This is a genomic window from Blastococcus atacamensis (genome assembly GCF_002938425.1).
Taxonomy (GTDB): domain Bacteria; phylum Actinomycetota; class Actinomycetes; order Mycobacteriales; family Geodermatophilaceae; genus Blastococcus; species Blastococcus atacamensis.
In genome coordinates this window covers 1-18220 of sequence record NZ_POQU01000074.1, presented here as the reverse complement: position 1 = coordinate 18220, position 18220 = coordinate 1, and the positions used below count along the sequence as shown (strand labels likewise).

16 protein-coding genes and 1 tRNA gene are annotated in these 18220 nt (G+C 71.8%); 11 read left to right on the top strand and 6 right to left on the bottom strand.

The genetic code is table 11. The features are described from left to right. The first annotated feature begins 109 nt into the window (after window positions 1–109). The 7 genes from C5508_RS15355 to C5508_RS15325 all read left to right on the top strand — a co-directional run bounded on the left by C5508_RS15355 (window position 110) and on the right by C5508_RS15325 (window position 7705). Window positions 110–1315: an ABC transporter substrate-binding protein gene (locus tag C5508_RS15355; RefSeq protein ID WP_232797174.1), complete on the top strand. Its 1206-nt coding sequence runs from the start codon at window positions 110–112 to the stop codon at window positions 1313–1315. Between the two features lie 144 nt (window positions 1316–1459). After that, on the top strand, window positions 1460–2440 hold the full coding sequence (locus C5508_RS15350) for a carbohydrate ABC transporter permease (RefSeq protein WP_104525813.1): 981 nt from the start codon (window positions 1460–1462) through the stop codon (window positions 2438–2440). A gap of 10 nt (window positions 2441–2450) precedes the next feature. After that, a complete protein-coding gene (locus C5508_RS15345; protein ID WP_232797173.1) occupies window positions 2451–3341 on the top strand; it encodes a carbohydrate ABC transporter permease in 891 nt (296 codons plus the stop codon). Window positions 3342–3415: 74 nt separating this feature from the next. After that, window positions 3416–4516 carry an ABC transporter ATP-binding protein gene (locus C5508_RS15340; protein ID WP_104525812.1) on the top strand — a complete coding sequence of 367 codons (1101 nt, stop codon included), beginning with the start codon at window positions 3416–3418 and terminating at the stop codon, window positions 4514–4516. 86 nt (window positions 4517–4602) lie between these two features. Beyond that, entirely contained in the window at window positions 4603–6000 is a 1398-nt protein-coding gene (locus C5508_RS15335) for a GH1 family beta-glucosidase (RefSeq protein WP_104525811.1), read from the top strand. Beyond that, complete coding sequence (locus C5508_RS15330) at window positions 5997–6740, top strand: SDR family NAD(P)-dependent oxidoreductase (RefSeq protein WP_104525810.1); 744 nt, start codon at window positions 5997–5999, stop codon at window positions 6738–6740. Before C5508_RS15335 ends, C5508_RS15330 begins: the two co-directional genes overlap by 4 nt. Before the next feature lie 20 nt (window positions 6741–6760). Then, window positions 6761–7705 (top strand): glycoside hydrolase family 88 protein, encoded by a 945-nt coding sequence (locus tag C5508_RS15325; protein ID WP_198598115.1) that lies wholly within the window; start codon window positions 6761–6763, stop codon window positions 7703–7705. Between the two features lie 28 nt (window positions 7706–7733). Here the strand turns inward: C5508_RS15325 and C5508_RS15320 are convergent, their stop codons facing one another. Further along, window positions 7734–7943 (bottom strand): hypothetical protein, encoded by a 210-nt coding sequence (locus C5508_RS15320; RefSeq protein ID WP_104525808.1) that lies wholly within the window; start codon window positions 7941–7943, stop codon window positions 7734–7736. A gap of 279 nt (window positions 7944–8222) precedes the next feature. Continuing rightward, window positions 8223–11027 carry a pyruvate dehydrogenase (acetyl-transferring), homodimeric type gene (gene aceE, locus C5508_RS15315; RefSeq protein ID WP_104525807.1) on the bottom strand — a complete coding sequence of 935 codons (2805 nt, stop codon included), beginning with the start codon at window positions 11025–11027 and terminating at the stop codon, window positions 8223–8225. A 416-nt stretch (window positions 11028–11443) separates the two neighbouring features. On the opposite strand from aceE, the gene C5508_RS15310 reads away from it, so the two are divergent. The 3 genes from C5508_RS15310 (at window position 11444) to C5508_RS15300 (ending at window position 12549) form a co-directional block, all read left to right on the top strand. Further along, window positions 11444–11863, top strand: coding sequence for a DUF3052 domain-containing protein (locus C5508_RS15310; protein ID WP_104525806.1), 420 nt, complete (start codon window positions 11444–11446; stop codon window positions 11861–11863). A 106-nt stretch (window positions 11864–11969) separates the two neighbouring features. Next, the gene (locus tag C5508_RS15305) at window positions 11970–12431 is read left to right on the top strand and encodes a peroxiredoxin (RefSeq protein WP_104525805.1); all 462 of its coding nucleotides are present in this window, start codon (window positions 11970–11972) and stop codon (window positions 12429–12431) included. 46 nt (window positions 12432–12477) lie between these two features. Beyond that, a tRNA-Val gene (locus tag C5508_RS15300) sits at window positions 12478–12549 on the top strand. A 78-nt stretch (window positions 12550–12627) separates the two neighbouring features. Here C5508_RS15300 and C5508_RS15295 read toward each other — a convergent pair. After that, window positions 12628–13440 carry an esterase/lipase family protein gene (locus C5508_RS15295; RefSeq protein WP_198598114.1) on the bottom strand — a complete coding sequence of 271 codons (813 nt, stop codon included), beginning with the start codon at window positions 13438–13440 and terminating at the stop codon, window positions 12628–12630. 218 nt (window positions 13441–13658) lie between these two features. Between C5508_RS15295 and C5508_RS15290 the strand changes: the two genes are divergently transcribed. Then, on the top strand, window positions 13659–14570 hold the full coding sequence (locus C5508_RS15290; RefSeq protein WP_104525804.1) for an alpha/beta fold hydrolase: 912 nt from the start codon (window positions 13659–13661) through the stop codon (window positions 14568–14570). A gap of 10 nt (window positions 14571–14580) precedes the next feature. Here the strand turns inward: C5508_RS15290 and C5508_RS15285 are convergent, their stop codons facing one another. The 3 genes from C5508_RS15285 to C5508_RS15275 all read right to left on the bottom strand — a co-directional run bounded on the left by C5508_RS15285 (window position 14581) and on the right by C5508_RS15275 (window position 18168). Continuing rightward, the gene (locus tag C5508_RS15285; RefSeq protein WP_198598113.1) at window positions 14581–15630 is read right to left on the bottom strand and encodes an NAD-dependent epimerase/dehydratase family protein; all 1050 of its coding nucleotides are present in this window, start codon (window positions 15628–15630) and stop codon (window positions 14581–14583) included. Further along, the gene (locus tag C5508_RS15280) at window positions 15627–17078 is read right to left on the bottom strand and encodes a WS/DGAT/MGAT family O-acyltransferase (protein WP_232797175.1); all 1452 of its coding nucleotides are present in this window, start codon (window positions 17076–17078) and stop codon (window positions 15627–15629) included. The genes C5508_RS15285 and C5508_RS15280 overlap by 4 nt, the downstream gene beginning before the upstream one ends. Before the next feature lie 157 nt (window positions 17079–17235). Then, window positions 17236–18168, bottom strand: coding sequence for an alpha/beta fold hydrolase (locus tag C5508_RS15275; protein ID WP_104525802.1), 933 nt, complete (start codon window positions 18166–18168; stop codon window positions 17236–17238). Window positions 18169–18220 lie beyond the last annotated feature (52 nt).

The window sequence follows — 18220 nt, the reverse complement described above, 5'->3', positions numbered from 1 at the left end:
TTTTGAATGGTGGAGGGTGCTTAGGGTGTTTGGTTGGGTGTCGTGGGGGCGGAGAGGTGTAGAGGGGGGGGGGGGCGGGGGTGGGGGCAGCTACGACCCCGACGCCCCGGTGACGTTGACCGTCGGCACGTTCGGGACGTTCGACTTCGACAACGCGGGCCTGTACGAGGAGTACATGGAGCTGCACCCGAACGTCACGATCAAGGAGAACAACGTCGCCCAGTCCGCCGCCTACTACCAGGCGCTGCAGACCCGGCTGGCTGCGAACTCCGGGCTCGACGACATCCAGGCGCTGGAGATCGGCTTCATCGCCGACGTCGTCCGGAACCACTCCGACGCGTTCGTGGACTGGAGCCAGGAGGACAACGCCGACGAGCTGGAGGGCAACTTCTACGACTGGAAGTGGGGGCAGGCCAGCTCGGAGGACGGTCAGGTCGTGGGTCTGGGGACCGACACCGGTCCGCAGGCGATGTGCTACCGCAAGGACCTGTTCGAGCAGGCCGGACTGCCCACCGACCGCGAGCAGGTCGGCGCGCTGTGGAGCAGCTGGGACGAGTACCTCGACGCTGCCCGTCAGTACCAGGCGGCACCGGGCAAGCCGGCCGGCAGCGCCTTCGTCGACAGCCCGGCCAGCATCTTCTCCTCCGCCGTGTACCAGGGCGACCTGGCCTACAACGACGAGGAGGGCAACCCGATCCCCGAGGAGAGCGACGGCGTCGAGTCCGCCTGGAGCTACGCCAGCCAGGCCGCCGAGGAGGGCCTGACGGCCAACCTCAGCCAGTTCGGTGACGAGTGGAACGCCGCCTTCTCCAACGGCGCGTTCGCGACCATCGCCTGCCCGGCCTGGATGCTCGGCTACATCAGCTCCCAGATGGGCGACGCGGGGGCCGGTCTCTGGGACATCGCCCCGCTGCCCGGTGCGGCCGAGTCGGCCAGCAACTGGGGCGGCGCGTGGCTCGGCGTCCCCAAGGACGGCGAGAACGTCGAGGCCGCCAAGGACCTCGTCGAGTGGTTGACCGCTCCGGAGCAGCAGGTGAAGCTGTTCACCCGCACCGCGCACTTCCCGTCGAGCCCGCAGGCAGCCGAGGACCCTGAGGTCGTCGGCGCGGTCAACGACTACTTCAGCGGCGCCCCGACCGGCGAGATCTTCGGTGAGTCGGCGGCCAACATCCAGCGGACCCCGATCGGCCCGTACGACACCCAGATCCAGGAGGCGTTCACCACGGCGCTGACCGACATCGCCTCCTCGGGGACCGCGCCGGACCAGGCGTTCGAGAACGCCCTGGAAGCGGCGCAGCAGGCGATCGGCGGCTGAGCCACCGGCTCGTCGACCGATGACGGACGCGGTGCCCGGGAGCGACTCCCGCTCCCGGGCACCTGCATCGTCCGCCTCCGACTCCGGGGACCGATGCCCCAGGGGTAAACCGCTCGCTCCTCCTCAGAACCGCCGAGGCCCCGCATGACCATCGCCAGTCAGACCGCGCGCAACGCGGCCATCGTCGCGCCGCCCCCCGACACGGCCGACCCGGTGACCCGCCGCCGTCGGAGGCGGCTGTCCGAGAACCGCTGGGGCTACGCCTACGTCGCCCCGTTCTTCCTCGTCTTCGGCGCGTTCAGCCTCTACCCGTTCGTCTACACGGCGTGGATCTCGCTCCACCGGACCAGCCTGTCGAACATCAACGGTGGTGAGTTCGTCGGCCTGGAGAACTACCGCAACCTGCTGGGGAGCGAGTTCTTCTGGAACGCCGCCCGCAACACCCTGACCATCGGCATCCTCTCCACGGTGCCCCAGCTGGCACTGGCGCTTGGCCTGGCGCACCTGCTCAACTACAAGCTTCGCGGGCGCACCTTCTTCCGCACGATGATGTTGATGCCCTACGCCACCAGCATCGCCGCCGCGACCCTCGTCTTCGCCCAGCTCTTCGGCCGCGACTACGGGCTGATCAACACCGTGCTGCAGGCGGTGGGCCTCGAGCGCATCGACTGGGAGAGCGGCACCCTCAGCAGCCAGATCGCGATCTCCACGATCGTCATGTGGCGCTGGACCGGGTACAACGCGCTGATCTACCTCGCGGCGATGCAGTCGATCCCAGGGGATCTCTACGAGGCAGCCGAGATCGACGGTGCCAGCAGGTGGAAGCAGTTCATCCACGTGACGATCCCGTCCCTGCGACCCACCATCCTCTTCACGATCGTCGTCTCGACGATCGGCGCGGTCCAGCTGTTCGGTGAGCCACTGCTGTTCTCCGGAGACGGCACGACCAGCGGAGGTTCGCGCGGCCAGTACCAGACGCTCGGCCTGCTGATGTACCAGCAGGGGTGGCGCAACTTCCACATCGGCCAGGCGGCCACGACCGCATGGACCATGTTCATGATCATCCTGTTGATCGTGGGGATCTACGCCCTCGTCCGGCGTCTCCGCGCCCGGACGGAACGGTAGGGACCCGGCCATGGCCACCAGCACGCTGTCTCGCAACCCGGACAACGCCGCACCCTCGGCCCGCCCCGGGGGCCGGCGCACCCGCGCCGGCCGGGCCGGACCGGTGACCTACACCCTCCTGACCCTCACGGCGCTGGTATCGATCTTCCCGCTGTACTGGACCGTCGTCGCGGGCTCCCACTCCAACTCCGAGATCGCCGCCACGCCGCCTCCGTTCCTGCCCAACGCCAGCCTGTTCGACAACTTCCGGCAGGCCCTGGACCAGGCATCGATCGGGCTGGCGATCGTCAACTCGATCATCGTCGCCGGCGCCATCACGATCGGCACGGTGCTGTTCTGCACGCTGGCCGGCTTCGCCTTCGCCAAGCTGCAGTTCCGCGGCAAGGGGCTGCTGCTCGCACTGGTGGTCGGCACGATGATGGTGCCGACCCAGCTGGCCGTCATCCCGTTGTTCATGATGATCGCCGAGCTGGAGTGGGTGAACCAGCTGCAGGCGGTCATCCTGCCGACGCTGGTGAGCGCCTTCGGTGTCTTCTTCATGCGCCAGTACCTGATCAACGCTCTGCCGACCGAACTGCTCGAGGCCGGTCGGGTCGACGGCGCCTCGACGTTCCGCATCTTCTGGTCCATCGTGATGCCGATCGCCCGGCCCGCGATGGCCGTGCTGGCGATGCTGACGTTCCTCACCGCGTGGAACGAGTTCTTCTGGCCGATCATCGCCCTCACCCAGCAGAACCCCACCGTCCAGGTCGCCCTGGCCGGGCTGGGATCCGGCTACGTCCCGCAGCGTTCGGTCATCATGGCCGGCACACTGCTGGGCACGCTGCCGGTGCTCATCGTCTTCACGATCCTCGGCAAGCAGATCGTCGGCGGCATCATGCAGGGCGCGGTCAAGGGATGACCGCCTCTTCCGCTACCGGCCCGCGCACCTCGAGCGCACCCGTCCATCCTCGTGCCCGGAGAGGGGCCTGACCCATGGCCACCGTGACCTTCCAGCAAGCCACCCGCATCTACCCCAAGTCCGAACGCCCGGCCGTCGACGCGCTGGACCTGGCGATCGCCGACGGCGAGTTCCTGGTGCTGGTCGGACCTTCCGGCTGCGGCAAGTCCACCTCGCTGCGCATGCTCGCGGGCCTGGAGGAGGTGGACACCGGCTCCATCCTCATCGGCGACCGCGACGTCACCGACCAGCCGCCCAAGGAGCGCGACATCGCGATGGTCTTCCAGAACTACGCGCTGTACCCGCACATGACCGTCGAGGAGAACATGGGCTTCGCGCTCCGGCTCAGCGGCGTCAAGAAGGACGAGATCGGCCGCCGGGTGACCGAGGCGGCGAAGATCCTGGACCTGCAGGACTACCTCACCCGGCGTCCCAAGGCGCTCTCGGGTGGTCAGCGGCAGCGGGTGGCCATGGGCCGGGCCATCGTGCGCGACCCGCAGGTGTTCCTCATGGACGAGCCGCTGTCCAACCTCGACGCCAAGCTCCGGGTGCAGACCCGCACCCAGATCGCGGCGCTGACGCGGCGCCTGGGCACCACGACCGTCTACGTCACGCACGACCAGGTGGAGGCCATGACGATGGGCGACCGCGTCGCGGTCCTCAAGGACGGCGTCCTGCAGCAGTGCGATACGCCTGGAACGCTCTACGACCGCCCGGCCAACGTCTTCGTCGCCGGCTTCATCGGGTCCCCGGCGATGAACATCCTCACCGGCGACGCGGTCGAGGGCGGTGTGCGCCTGGGCGGCGAGGTGCTCGCCGTTCCGCGCCAGCAGCTGGACCGCGCCGCCGCCGGCGACGGCACCGTGACGATCGGCTTCCGCCCCGAGGCGCTCCAGGTGGTGGGTCCGGGGGAGGGCATCCCGGTGGTCGTCAACGTGGTGGAGGAGCTGGGCTCCGACGCCTACCTCTACACCAAGCTGGCCGCCGACCGGACCGACGACGTGCTGCATCCCTCCGACGTCGTCGTCCGCACCGCGCCCAGGAGCACCCCGGCGTCCGGTGACCGCCTGCACCTGGCCGTGCGCCCCGGCCACCTGCACGTCTTCGACCCCACCACGGGGCTGCGCGTCGACTGACCCACCGCCACACCATCCTGCCCGGACCGGCACGTGCTCGGTCCGGGCCCGCTCGTCCCTGCACCTGCCCAAGGAGAACGACCTTCATGACCTCGACCGACGTGCGCGGGCTGTCCGGCACCGGGTTGACCTTCCCACCCGGCTTCACCTTCGGGGCCGCCACGGCCTCGTACCAGATCGAGGGCGCCGTCGACGTCGACGGCCGGGGTCCCTCCATCTGGGACACCTTCAGCCACACCCCCGGCAAGACCTTCGAGGGGCACACCGGTGACGTGGCCTGCGACCACTACCACCGGTTCCCGGAGGACGTGTCCCTGATGAAGGAGCTGGGGCTGTCCGCCTACCGCTTCTCCGTCGCCTGGTCGCGAGTGCTGCCCGAGGGTGCCGGCCCGGTGGAGCAGCGCGGCCTGGACTTCTACCGCCGACTGGTCGACGAGCTGCTGGAGGCGGGCGTCGCCCCCTGGCTGACCCTGTACCACTGGGACCTCCCGCAGACGCTGCAGGACCGCGGCGGCTGGGCCGACCGGGACACCGCCGCGCGGTTCGCCGACTACGCCGGTGTCATGTACGACGCGCTCGGGGACCGGGTTCCGCACTGGTCGACGCTCAACGAGCCGATGTGCAGCTCTCTCCTGGGATACATGGCCGGCCAGCACGCGCCCGGTCACCGCGACCCGGTCGAGGCCTCGCGGGCCGTGCACCACCTGCTGCTGGGCCACGGCCTCGCCACGGGCCTGCTGCGCGACAAGGGCGCCGATCACCTGGGCATCACGCTCAACTTCACGCCGATGTCCCCGGCCACCGACGACCCGGCCGACGTGGATGCGGCGCGCCGCCTCGACGGCCAGCAGAACCGGATGTTCCTGGAGCCGATCGTCACCGGCGCCTATCCCGTCGACGTGGCCGAGGACCTGGCTGCCGCGGGCGCTCCGTTGCCGGTGGAGGACGGGGACCTGGAGGTGATCTCCACCCCGATCGACTGGCTGGGGGTCAACTACTACTTCGAGTCGACGGTTCGGGCGGTGACCGAGCCCACCGGCAAGCCCAGCCCCTGGATCGGCGGCGAGCGCATCGAGGACGTGGAGCCCGAGGGCGCCACGACGACGATGGGCTGGGGGATCAGCCCCTCGGGCTTCACCGGACTGCTCACCCGGCTGCACCGCATCGCGCCGGGGCTGCCGCTGTTCATCACCGAGAACGGGTCGGCGTGGAACGACGTGGTGGACGACGACGGCCAGGTGCACGACCCCGAGCGCGTGGAGTACCTGCTGCAGCACCTCGCCTCGGTCGTCGACGCCATCGAGCAGGGCGTCGACGTGCGTGGGTACTTCGCCTGGTCGCTGATGGACAACTTCGAATGGGCGCGGGGTTACGACCAGCGCTTCGGGCTCGTGCACGTCGACTACCGGACCCAGCAGCGCACGCTCAAGGACAGCGCCCGCGTCTACGCCGAGATCCTGCGACGGCACCGGGACGGTGCATGACGCCGTCCGCGGCGGGAGTCGGCGTCCAGGACCCGGGGGCCATGAGCGGCCGCCGGGTCCTGGTGACCGGTGGCTCGCGCGGGGTCGGCCGGGCGATCGTCCATCGGCTCGTCGAGGCCGGCGCCGACGTGCTCGCCACCGGGCGGGACGCGCCACTGCTGGCCGAGCTCGCCGAGGAGCTTGGCGGCGGTCCCGGGAGCATCGGGGTGGTCGCCGCCGACATCACCGAGGACCGCGCCCCGGCGGTGCTGTCGGGAGCCGTGGCCCGGCGGTGGGGCGCGCTGGACGCGCTGGTGAGCAACGCGGGCGTGATGCTGGCCCGCGCCGAGCGGTTCGAGGACGAGCCCGACGGGACCCTCGAGGAGACCGTCGCGGTGAACCTCGTGGCACCGCACCGGTTGGTGGTCGCCCTCCTGCCGGCCCTGCGTGCGGGCGCCGAACCCCGCATCGTGCACGTGAGCTCGGGCGCCGGCACGCGGGAGGGCATGGCGGAGCCGGGCATCGGGAGCTACCGGGTGAGCAAGTACGCGCTCAACGGGCTGGTCCTCATGCAGGCGGCGCAGCTGCGGGGTGAGGTGGCGGTCAACGCGCTGGACCCGGGATGGGTGCGCACCGGGCTGGGTGGCGACCAGGCGCCCGGGACCGTCGCGGAGAGCGCGGCGGGCGCGATGGCGCTCCTCGGGCTGCCGGCCACGGTGACGGGACGGATCTTCAAGGACGGCGAGGAGATCTCGTTCTAGGCCCGGCCGCCCGTCGAGCGGTGCTCACCTGCCTGCTGGTCGCGCAGCGGCACTCCTGGGACCAGGGGCTGACCGCGGCCGTCCTGGAGGACTCGGGGGAGGAGGACGCGCTGCGGGTGCTCGTCGACGACGCCGTCGCGCGCCAGCTGTGCGACGGCCGGCTCGCCGAGCTCGACCCGGCCTGCTCGGTCAACGGCGCTGCCCTGGCGGAGTTCGTGGGCCGGGTGGCGCAGCGGGCCGGGGACGAGAGCCTCGCCCGGGCGGCCGCCCGCCAGCGCTCGTGGCTGCTCCGGGAGGCGCCGCGGACCGCGGACGGAACCCTGTGCCACCTGGTGGGGTCCCGCCAGGTGTGGGCCGACACCGTGTACATGGTGGTGCCGGCCCTGGCGTCGGCCGGGGCGACGCGGGAGGCGCTGGCCCAGCTGGAGGGCCACCGCGCCCGGCTGCACGACCGGGAGACGGGTCTGTGGGCGGCGCGGTGGGACGAGGACGCCGGCCGGCTCGTCGACGCGCGGGCGTGGGGCACCGGCAACGGCTGGGTGGCCGCAGGGTCGGCGAGGGCCGTGCGCTGGCTGCCGGGAGCGTCCGGCGCGGAGGTGGCGGCACACGTGCGGTCCCTGCTCGAGGCATGTCTGGAGCGACGCCGCTCCGACGGGCTGTTCGGCGCCGTCCTCGACGACCCGGCGGGACCGGCGGACACGAACGTGGCGTCCATGCTGGCCTACGCGGCGCTGACCGGTGCCGCCGAGGGCTGGCTCCCGTGGCGTTCCGGCCGTACGGGGGAGTCCCTGCTCGCGGCCGCCGCGGCCCGGGTGGACGATCTCGGCCGCGTCGCGGGGGCCAGCGCCGCTCCGCACTTCGACCGGCCCGGGCACGCCCCGGAGGCGCAGGCGTTCCTCCTGCTCGCCGACGGCGCGCACGAACGCTGGCGCGAGGCCGGGCGCCGGGGTGTCGCGTCGACGTGACGCGGCGCCCCTGCGGCGCGCCGTCGGCTCACAACCCCTGGGTGCCGGCGTAGCGGTTGATGCCGGCCGTGTTCGATGCCGGGCTCGCGGCCGTGTCGCTCCGCTCCGCCACGAGTTCCGCGCCCCCTCGGCAACCGCTGGCCGGGCCACCGCCGCAGTACCGGTCGCCGCAGCCGCTGGAGTTCTCGACGGCGACGACGGCGACGACGGTCGCGTCGGCCAGGCGCTGGAGATCCACGTGTCGTACGGGGGCAGATCGGCGGTGTTCTGGTGGGTCGACGTGTTCAGCGCGACCCGGGAACTGCGCCACGCCCGCCAGGTCCGGCGGTCGAGCGGAAGTGCTCTCACCCCCCGCCGGCCGGATCCCCAACGAGGAGAAGGCGGGGTGTGAGAGCGCTCTCAGTATGCAGGCCGCAGGGCCGAAAGCAATGGATCCGGAGCGCCCGTTTCGGCGATCTCCGGTGCCCGGCCCCCGGCGGGAGCCGCCCGCGCCAGGGCGTGCGGCTCCCGCGGGGGGTCAGGTCGCCGGGCTCGGGTCCGACCGCTCCTCGGCCGGAGCCGCCTGCACGTCGCGGACCTGGTACTTCTCCACGGCCTGGCGGACGACGGCGCGGTCGATCTCGCCGCGGTCGGCCAGCGAGGCCAGCGCCCGCACGACGATCGACTCGGCGTCGACGTGGAAGTGCCGGCGCAGCGCCGGGCGGGTGTCGGACAGGCCGAACCCGTCGGTGCCCAGCGTCGACATGCCGCCGGGCACGTAGGGCGCGATCAGGTCGGGGACGGCGCGCATCCAGTCCGAGACCGCGACGACCGGGCCCTGCGCGTCCCGCAGCTGCGCGGTGACGAACGGCACCCGCGGCTCTTCCTCGGGGTGCAGCAGGTTGTGCTCGGTGACCTCGTCGGCCTGCCGGCGCAACTCGCCCCAGGAGGTCACCGACCACACGTCGGCGGAGACGTCCCAGTCCTGGGCGAGGAGCTCCTGTGCCCGGAGCGCCCACGGCACCGCGACGCCGGACGCCAGGACCTGTGTCCTGGGACCGTCGGTCGCCGGGCCCTCCGAGTACCGGTACATGCCGGCCAGCAGGCTGGCGACGTCGAGGCCCTCGGGCTCGGCCGGCTGGACGAACGGCTCGTTGTAGACCGTCAGGTAGTACATGACGTCGGGCGAGCGGTGCCCGCCCAGCGGGGCGCCCGGGTCGTCGCCGTACATGCGGACCAGGGCGTCGCGGGTGATGTGGGCGACCTCGTAGGAGAACGCCGGGTCGTAGGACACCACCGCGGGGTTGGTGTGCGCGAGGAGCAGCGAGTGCCCGTCCTCGTGCTGCAGGCCCTCGCCGTTGAGCGTCGTCCGCCCGGCGGTGGCCCCGAGCACGAACCCGCGGGTCATCTGGTCGGCGGCCGCCCAGAAGCCGTCGCCGGTCCGCTGGAACCCGAACATCGAGTAGAAGATGTAGATCGGGATCATCGGCTCGCCGTGCGTGGCGTACGAGCTGCCGACGGCGGTGAACGATGCCGTGGAACCGGCCTCGTTGATGCCCTCGTGCAGGATCACCCCCTGCTCGGACTCCTTGTAGGCCAGCATCAGCTCGCGGTCGACCGAGGTGTAGCGCTGTCCGGCCGGGTTGTAGATCTTGTGCGACGAGAACAGGGAGTCCAGGCCGAAGGTGCGGGCCTCGTCCGGGATGATCGGCACGAAGCGCGGGCCGAGCTCCTTGTCCTTGAGCAGCTCCTTGAGCAGGCGGACGAACGCCATCGTCGTCGCCACCTCCTGCTTGCCCGAGCCCCGGCGCAGGACCTCGAGGGCCTTGTCGTCGGGCGCCTTGAGCGCCTTGGCCTCCGACCGGCGCCGCGGTACCGCGCCGCCGAGCTGACGACGCCGCTCGAGCATGTACTTCATCTCGTCGGAGTCCGGGTCGGGCTTGTAGTACGGCGGCAGGGTCTTGTCGAGCGCCGAGTCGGGGATGTCCAGGTAGAGGCGGTCGCGGAACCCGGCGAGGTCCTCCGCGGTCAGCTTCTTCATCTGGTGGGTGGAGTTGCGGCCCTCGAAGTGGCTGCCCAGCGTCCAGCCCTTGATGGTCTTGGCGAGGATGACCGTGGGCTGGCCCTTGTGGTCCATGGCGGCCTTGTAGGCGGCGTAGACCTTGCGGTAGTCGTGGCCACCGCGGGCGAGGTCCCACACCTCCTTGTCGCTCATGTGCTCCACGAGCTTGCGGGTGCGGGGGTCGCGCCCGAAGAAGTGCTCGCGGACGAAGCCGCCGTCCTCGGCCTTGTAGGTCTGGTAGTCGCCGTCGGGCGTCGTGTTCATCAGGTGCACCAGCGCGCCGTCGCGGTCGGCGGCCAGGAGCTGGTCCCAGCCGCGGCCCCAGATCACCTTGATGACGTTCCAGCCGGCGCCGCGGAAGAACGACTCCAGCTCCTGGATGACCTTGCCGTTGCCGCGCACCGGCCCGTCGAGCCGCTGCAGGTTGCAGTTGATGACGAAGGTGAGGTTGTCGAGCTCCTCGCGGGCGGCCAGGCCGATGACGCCGAGCGACTCCGGCTCGTCCATCTCGCCGTCGCCGAGGAAGGCCCAGACGTGCTGGTCGGAGGTGTCCTTGATGCCGCGGTCGTGCAGGTAGCGGTTGAACCGCGCCTGGTAGATCGCGTTCATGGGGCCCAGGCCCATGGAGACCGATGGGAACTCCCAGAAGTCCGGCATGAGCCGCGGGTGCGGGTAGGACGACAGCCCGCCCCCGGGGTGGCTGACCTCCTGGCGGAAGCCGTCGAGCTGGTCCTCGGTGAGCCGGCCCTCGAGGAAGGCGCGGGCGTAGACGCCGGGGGAGGCGTGGCCCTGGAACCAGATCTGGTCACCGCCGCCGGGGTGGTCCTTGCCGCGGAAGAAGTGGTTGAAGCCGACCTCGTACAGCGACGCCGAGGAGGCGTAGGAGGAGATGTGGCCGCCGACGCCGACCCCGGGCCGCTGCGCCCGGTGCACCATGATCGCCGCGTTCCAGCGGATGTAGGCGCGGATCCGGCGCTCGATGTGCTCGTCGCCGGGGAAGTAGGGCTCCCGCTCCGGCGGGATGGTGTTGATGTAGTCGGTGCTGCGCAGCGACGGGACGCCGACCTGCTGCTCGCGGCTGCGCTCCAGCATCCGCAGCATCAGGTACCGCGCGCGGCCTCTGCCCGCGTGGTCGATGACGGCGTCGAGGGACTCGACCCACTCCTGGGTCTCGTCGGGATCGGTGTCGATCAGCTGGCTGGGCAACCCGCTGGTGATGACCGGGCGGGGCTGGCCTGCGTCGCGGGCGGGATCGCCGCCCGGCTGCTGCGGTGCGCTCATGGACACATCGTCCCCCGCGGGGGGCGTCGCCGTCACGTCTCGTGCCGTCGTGCGGAAGGCCGCGTGTCGCATTCCCCGCGCGGCGGCGCCCGATCGGGCCGTGCACACAGGCTTGCGTCGTGCCCGCCATGCCCTACGCTTCCGCCTGCGGCGCCTTCTCTCCGGCGGAGCCGCCCCGGATGCCCGGCCTTCCCGGCCGGACGACGGGCGCGTCGGCGAGAGGGGTGACATGACCGGGGTGCGGGTGGTTCTCCCGCTGGTCGTGTCCGCTGCCTCGTGCCCGCTGCGCTCGCGACCCGTCCTCGTCGTCCACCCGGGTGTTTCGTGACGCCTCCGCGCGCGCTCACCGGCCCGACAGGGCACCATCCACGTCACACCGGATCTGCAGGAGCAGCACGCATGGAGGAACAGCAGGGATGAGCGTCGACAGCACCGGCATGGCAACCCGGCTGGGCATCAAGCCGGGCATGGTCGTGCAGGAGCTCGGCTGGAGCGAGGACGCCGACGAGGACCTGCGGGACTCCATCATCGAGGCCTCTGGCAGCGAGATGGTCGACGAGGACACCGACGAGGTGGCCGACGTCGTGATCCTGTGGTGGCGGGAGGACGACGGCGACCTGTTCGACGCCCTCACCGACGCACTGACCTCGCTGGCCGACGAGGGCGTCGTCTGGCTGCTGGTCCCCAAGTCGGGCCGGCCGGGACACGTCGAGCCCGGTGACGTCACCGAGGTCGCGCCGACCGCGGGGCTTTCGCAGACCACCAGCATCTCCGCGGCCAAGGACTGGTCGGGCATCCGCCTGGTCACCCCGAAGGCAGCCCGCTCCCGCCGCTGATCGAAGTCGAAGGACCCTCCTGCCCCCCACCACTCGCAGGCTCGCGGCGGGCCCCTGCAGGAGGGCCGTTCCAGCACCCCACCGGGCGTGCGGCACGATCGGGGGCATGAGCCTCTCCGTCGGTGACCGCGCGCCCGAGTTCAGCCTCCCCGACCAGGACAAGCAGGTCGTGTCCCTCGCCGAGCTGCGGGGCACGCCGGTCCTGGTCGTCTTCTACCCGTTCGCCTTCTCCGGCATCTGCACCGGTGAGCTGTGCCAGCTGCGCGACGAGCTGTCCACGTACACCGATGCGGGCGTGAAGGTGCTCGCCATCAGCACCGACCCGGTGTTCAGCCTCAAGGCATTCAAGGCGCAGGAGGGCTTCGACTTCCCGCTGCTGTCGGACTTCTGGCCGCACGGGGAGACTGCCAAGGCCTACGGCGTCTTCAACGACAAGGCCGGCATGGCCGTCCGGGGCACCTTCCTCGTCGACGCCGAGGGAGCGGTCGCCTTCGCCGAGGTGAACGCGCCCGGGGACGCCCGCGAGCAGTCCGGCTGGAAGGACGCCGTCGCGAAGATCGCGGCCTGATCCGCGGCTCGGGGATTCGGCCACCCGCCCGTACCCTGAGCGCGCGGGGCGCGTAGCTCAGCGGTAGAGCGCTCGGCTTACAACCGAGTGGTCGGGGGTTCGAACCCCTCCGCGCCCACCCGTGACGTGCTGGAACGGCCCTCCTCCAGGGGCCCGCCGCGAGCTTGCGAGCGACGGGGAGGAGGAGGGCCCTTCGTCAGGCGGCGGGCTGCGCCGAGATGTCCACCGGACCCGGCGTGGCCGGGGTGGCCGGCCGGGGGAAGGCGGGGCGCAGGAACGCCGGAGCCTTGAACGGCTTCCACGTGCCCTCGGGCTGGGCCAGCCGGTCCGCCACGGCCCAGATCGCCGCCGGGTGGTGGCCGATGCCGAGGTGGCTGGCCGTGACGGCGATGTTCTCGCAGCGCTCGCCGGGCACGTTGAGGCATGTCTGCCAGTGCACGATGCCGTCGAAGTGCGAGTAGATGGAGGTGGCCGGCACCGGAAGGGGGCAGCCGTCGGCCTCCAGCGGGAACGGGCGCTGCTCCACGTGCAGGTGGGCGAACCGGTCGAACACCTTGGTGGCACGGCTCTGGCTGTGCCGCTCGATCCGGAACGGGCTGCCCAGGGTGATCACCTGGCGGACCATCTCGGGCTTCTGCCGCGCCAGGTCCCGGGCGAAGATCCCGCCGAGGCTCCAGCCGATGACCGTCACCGGACGGCGGTAGCGGCCGTGCAGGTACTCGAGCTTGTCCTGGAGGCCGTTGACGCACACGGCCGTGGGGCCGATGTTGCGGCCCAGGCCCCAACCGTGGACCCGGTACCCGAGACGCCGGAGCACCGCTCGCAGGGCGCGGGTGGACGTGTCGTCGGCCAGCAGGCCGGGGAGCACGAGCACGGGGTGGCCGTCGCCCTTGGGCAGGCGCGCCTCCAGCGGACGGGCGGCCAGGTAGAGGCCCATCTCCGCCACCGCCCGACCGGGCTCGGTCAGGTAGAGGGGGAGTGCGGGGCCGTCACCGTGCTGTCGTGCCACGTCGTCCTCCAGGGAGCCGTCCGTTCATGGCTGGGCTGTACCAATGTGCGGCCTGGCTCACACGTGTCGTTGGCAGCCGCGCAGGCACATGTTGCCGAATTGTGTCCTGCGTCATATCGGACGTGACCGTTCCGCTGCGTCGGAGGCGAAACCCGAGGCTGCGCGCTCTGGCAGGACGTGCCACCGTACGGGCGCACCAGTCCGGGAGAGGGGCGCCGATGAGTGAGCAGGAAACCGCGGGACGCAGCACGACGGTGGACCTGGATGGGCCCGTCCACTACGTCGACTTCGGCGGTCCGGCCGACGGGCCGGTGCTCGTCCTCGTGCACGGACTGGGCGGGTCCCACCTGAACTGGGACCTCTTCGCGCCGCTGGTGCGCGAGCACGCGCGGGTCCTCGCCGTGGACCTCCCCGGCTTCGGCCGCAGCGAGCCCGGTACCCGCACGGCCGGCGTCGCCGCCAACGTGGCCGTGCTGCACCGCTTCCTCGACGAGGTGGTGGGCGAGCCGGTGGTCCTGGTCGGCAATTCCATGGGCGGGATGATCTCCGTCCTCGAGACCGGCGAGCACCCGGAGAAGGTGCGCGGCCTGGTCCTGCTGGACCCCGCCATCCCCGGCCCGCGGCGGGCGCTCGACCCGCTGGTCGCCGTCACCTTCGCGCTCTACGCGCTGCCCTTCGTGGGCGAGCGGTTCCTCTGGTGGCGGCGGCAGCGGAACTCGGCCCTCGCGCGGGTGCGGGAGATGCTGCAGCTCTGCGGCGTCGATCCCGACTCGGTCCCCTCGGAGGTCATCGACCGGTCAGTCACCCTGCTCGAGGAGCGGCAGGACGTCGCCGGCATGGACAAGGCGTTCCTCGCCGCGGCGCGCTCGCTGCTGCGCCTGCTCGCCGACCCCCGCCGCTACCGGTCGGCGATGGCCTCCATCGCCGTCCCGGTGCTGCTGGTGCACGGCGACCGCGACCGGCTCGTCCCGGTCGCGGCCGCCCGCGACATCTCCCGCCAGCACCCGGCGTGGCGCTACGCCGAGTGGGCCGGCGTCGGGCACGTCCCGCAGCTGCAGGAACCCCAGCGGCTGGCCACCGAGGTCCTGGCCTGGCTGCGGGAGTCGGCGCTGGCGGCGCCGGGGGCCTGAGCCGGCCGGCTCAGTCGCGCAGGGTGTCGCGGAGGGCTTCCAGGCCGGTGTAGCGCGGGCGCCACCCGAGCTCCTCGCGGGCCTTCGTGGTGTCCATGATGGCCGGTCGGCTGGCGGCCTCGATCCACTCGGCGACCGGCGGCAGGAACGGCAGCCGGGAGACGACGCGCGCCGCCGCCTGGGCGGGCGCCGCGGGCACCGGGATCGGCAGGGCGCCGAACTCGCGTGCCACGTCCGCGGCGGTCAGGACGCCGTCGCCGGCGATGTTGTAGGCCCCGGCGGGACCGGCACCCACGATGCACAGCAGGAGCGCCTGCCCGACGTCCTCCTCGTGGATGAACTGCAGCGGGTGCTCGGGCACCAGCAGCGGCACGGGGACCGGCAGGCGGCGGGGCCGGTCGAACAGCCGCCGGCCCAGCGGGGCCAGCGGTCCGGGCAGGACGTCCTTGCCCCCGATCGCGTGCGGCCCGACCACGACGGGCGGGCGCAGCAGGTAGAGGTCCAGGTCCGGTGCGGAGGCGGACTCGTCCTGCAGCAGGTGCTCGAGCTCGGCCTTCTCCTGGGCGTAGAACAACCGGGCCGCCGGACGGACCGGCCACTCCTCGCTGATCCGTTCCGGGTTGTCGCTGTGGAAGCCGTAGGCGGCGACCGAGGACGCGTAGACGAAACGTGCGGCGCCGACGGCCGAGGCTGCCCGGAAGACGTTGAGCGTGCCGTCGACGTTGATCGCCCGGGTCGTTTCGCGCGAGGCGTTGCCGGTGATGAGAAAAGCCAAATGGACGACGACGTCGGCGTCGCGGAAGGCCTCGCGCAGCGCCTCGGGGTCGCGGACGTCGCCCTGGCGGTACTCCATCTTCGTCCAGCCGCGCTCGGCCGGGTCGAACGGCCGGCGGGCCATGCCGATGATCCGGCCGATCCGGTCGTCGCCCTGCAGCAGCGGGATCAGGCCTTCGCCGAACGTGCCGGTGGGACCGGTCACCGCCACCGTCAGACCGGTCGCTGCGCCCTTCTTGCCCTTGCCGCCGGCGCCGCCGGTGCGGCGCTGCTTGGCCGGGCTCACCGGGCGGCTGCCTTCTTCTTCGCCGGGACCGCACCGGCGGGCTGGACGACGTCGGGGGTGCCCTTCTCCGCGCGGGCGTACTCCAGCAGCTCCTCGATCCCGCTCCGGATTCCTCCGGCAAGCACGTCGACGTCGGGAAAGGCATCGAAATCGGCGTTGATGCCGAACGTCATGGTCTTCAGGTAGCTGAAGATCCCGATCGAGCAGCGGGTGCCGCCGGCGATCGGCACGTAGGCGTGCGCGGTGCACATGCGCCGGCCCAGCACGTAGAGCGGCACGCGCGGGCCGGGGACGTTCGTCGTCACCGCCTGGCACCACATCTGGCCGGCCTGCACCGCGGCGCGGACGCCGAGCGAGAGGAGTGAGGGGGCCACGAAGTCGCCCATCGCGATGATCGTCGGGACGTCGACGGCCTGCATCGCCTTCTTGTACTCGTCCATCTGGCCACGGACCTTCGTGAGCCGGGACACCGGGTCGGGGTCACCGACCGGCAGGTCGACGAACACCGCCGAGACCCGGTTGTCCAAGCTGCCCTTCTGGTTCTCCGACCGGACCGACACCGGCACCATCGAGCGCACGACCAGGTTCTCCGAGGAGAGCTCGCCCCGGCCCTTGAGGAGGTCGCGGAAGCCCTTGGTGATCGCGGCGAGCACGACGTCGTTAACGGTGCCGCCCAGCGCGGTGCGAACCTCCTTGAACTCGTCGAAGTTGCCCGCGGTCCACGCCCAGCGGCGGTGCGGACCGATGGGCCCGTTGAGCGAGCGGGCGGTGGGCGTCGCGGCCTGCTTGGCCAGCGAGGGCAGGGTCTGGGCGAGGGTGCGCCCCGACTCGGCCATGCCCTTGGCGCTGCGGACGGCGGCACCCACGCTGGGCAGCGAGGTGAGCGTGCGCAGGGGCTGGGTCACCGCCTCGGTGACCGCCCCGGCCACGAGCGCGGCGCCGGACGGGTCGCGGCGCGGCGTCCAGTCGCGGGGCTCGTCGTGCTCGGCGTCGGGGGAGACGTCGAACATCAGCTGCATGAGGTCGGTGCCGGCGACGCCGTCGACCATGCAGTGGTGGACCTTGGAGATGATCGCCCAGCGGCCCTCGGCCAGGCCCTCGACCAGCCACAGCTCCCACAGCGGCTTGGCCATGTCCAGCCGCTGCCCGAGCACCCGGCCGGCCAGGTTGCGCAGCTGCTCGTCGCTGCCCGGAGAGGGGACGGCGGTGTGCCGCACGTGGTACAGGATCTGGAAGTGCGGGTCGTCGACCCACATGGGCCGGCCCAGCTGCAGGGGCACCTCGCGCACCCGCTGCCGGTAGCGGGGGACCAGCGGCAGCTTGCTCAGCAGCAACCGGACGACGTCGCCGTAGGTGGGTGCCGGCCCCTCGAACACGGCGACCGAGCCCACGTGCATGGGCGTGTTCTCGCTCTCCGCGAAGTAGAACCCGCTGTCGAGGGCACTCATGCGGTCCACGTCTCGCTCCTCGCCGCCCCGGTCCACTGCTGGCCGCGGGGCCGTTGCACGATCTCGGTTGGCCGCCGAAGTTAGGTGTGACGCGGAGTACGTGCAACTCCGGCCATGTGGCGGCGGCCACATCCTGCATGCCCCGCGCCTCCGCCGGTCAACCGGCCCTGCGCAGCCCGTCCTGCACGCGGTCGAGCAGGTCCAGGAGCGCCCGGTCGACGACGTCGGTGCGGGTCAGGTTGACGCTGTGCCCCGCGCCCTGGACCACCACCAGCTGGGCGCTCGGACCGATGCCCTCGGCGAGCCGGCGGCCGTGCGCGGCGGGCGTCAGCCGGTCGTGGGAGGCCGCGACGACGGTGACCGGCACCCGGCTCAGCACCGGCAGGGAGTCGTACTCCTCGTGGTCGAGGAAGGTGGCGTAGAAGGCGGCCGTGACCGGGAACGGCGTCTCCTCGAGCAGGCCCTGCACGAGGCGCACGCTCGTGCGGTCGGCGTCGGCGCGGTTGCCGAAGAGGAAGCGACGGGTGAACCAGCGGCCGACCGGGCTGCCCCGCCACCGGAAGCGCTCCAGCAGCGGCGCGACCAGCTGCAGGACGCGCAGGTACAGCGGCAGCAGGTGCAGCCGGCGCACCAGTTTCAAGAGCCACCCGAGCAGGCCGCTCTCCACCAGGCCGCCGGCCGAGGTGGCCAGCAGGAATGCGCCGACGACGCGGGTCCCGAACAGCTCCGGCCGGCGACGGGCCAGCGCCATGATGCTCATCCCGCCCATCGAGTGGCCGGCGAGCACGACCGGACCGGTGGGCACGACGGCGTCCAGCACCTGGGCCAGGTCGCGCCCGGTGCGGTCGATGGTGGCGTCCGGCAGCGGGGTGGCTGCCGAACGGCCGTGCCCGCGCTGGTCCCAGAACACCATCCGGTAGCGGTCGCGCAGCGCCAGCCGCTGCAGCTCCCACTCGGCCAGGCGCGCGGTGAACCCGTGGCAGAACACCACCGTCGGCGCGCCGGCATCACCGCCTCCGGGTGGACCGTCGAACTCGACGTGCAGGCCGACGCCGTCGTCGGTGGTCACGACCCGGGAGCCCGGTCTCATATAAACATCTCACCTTGCCGACGCGAAGACTGGTGTGTGAAACGTGTGTTGG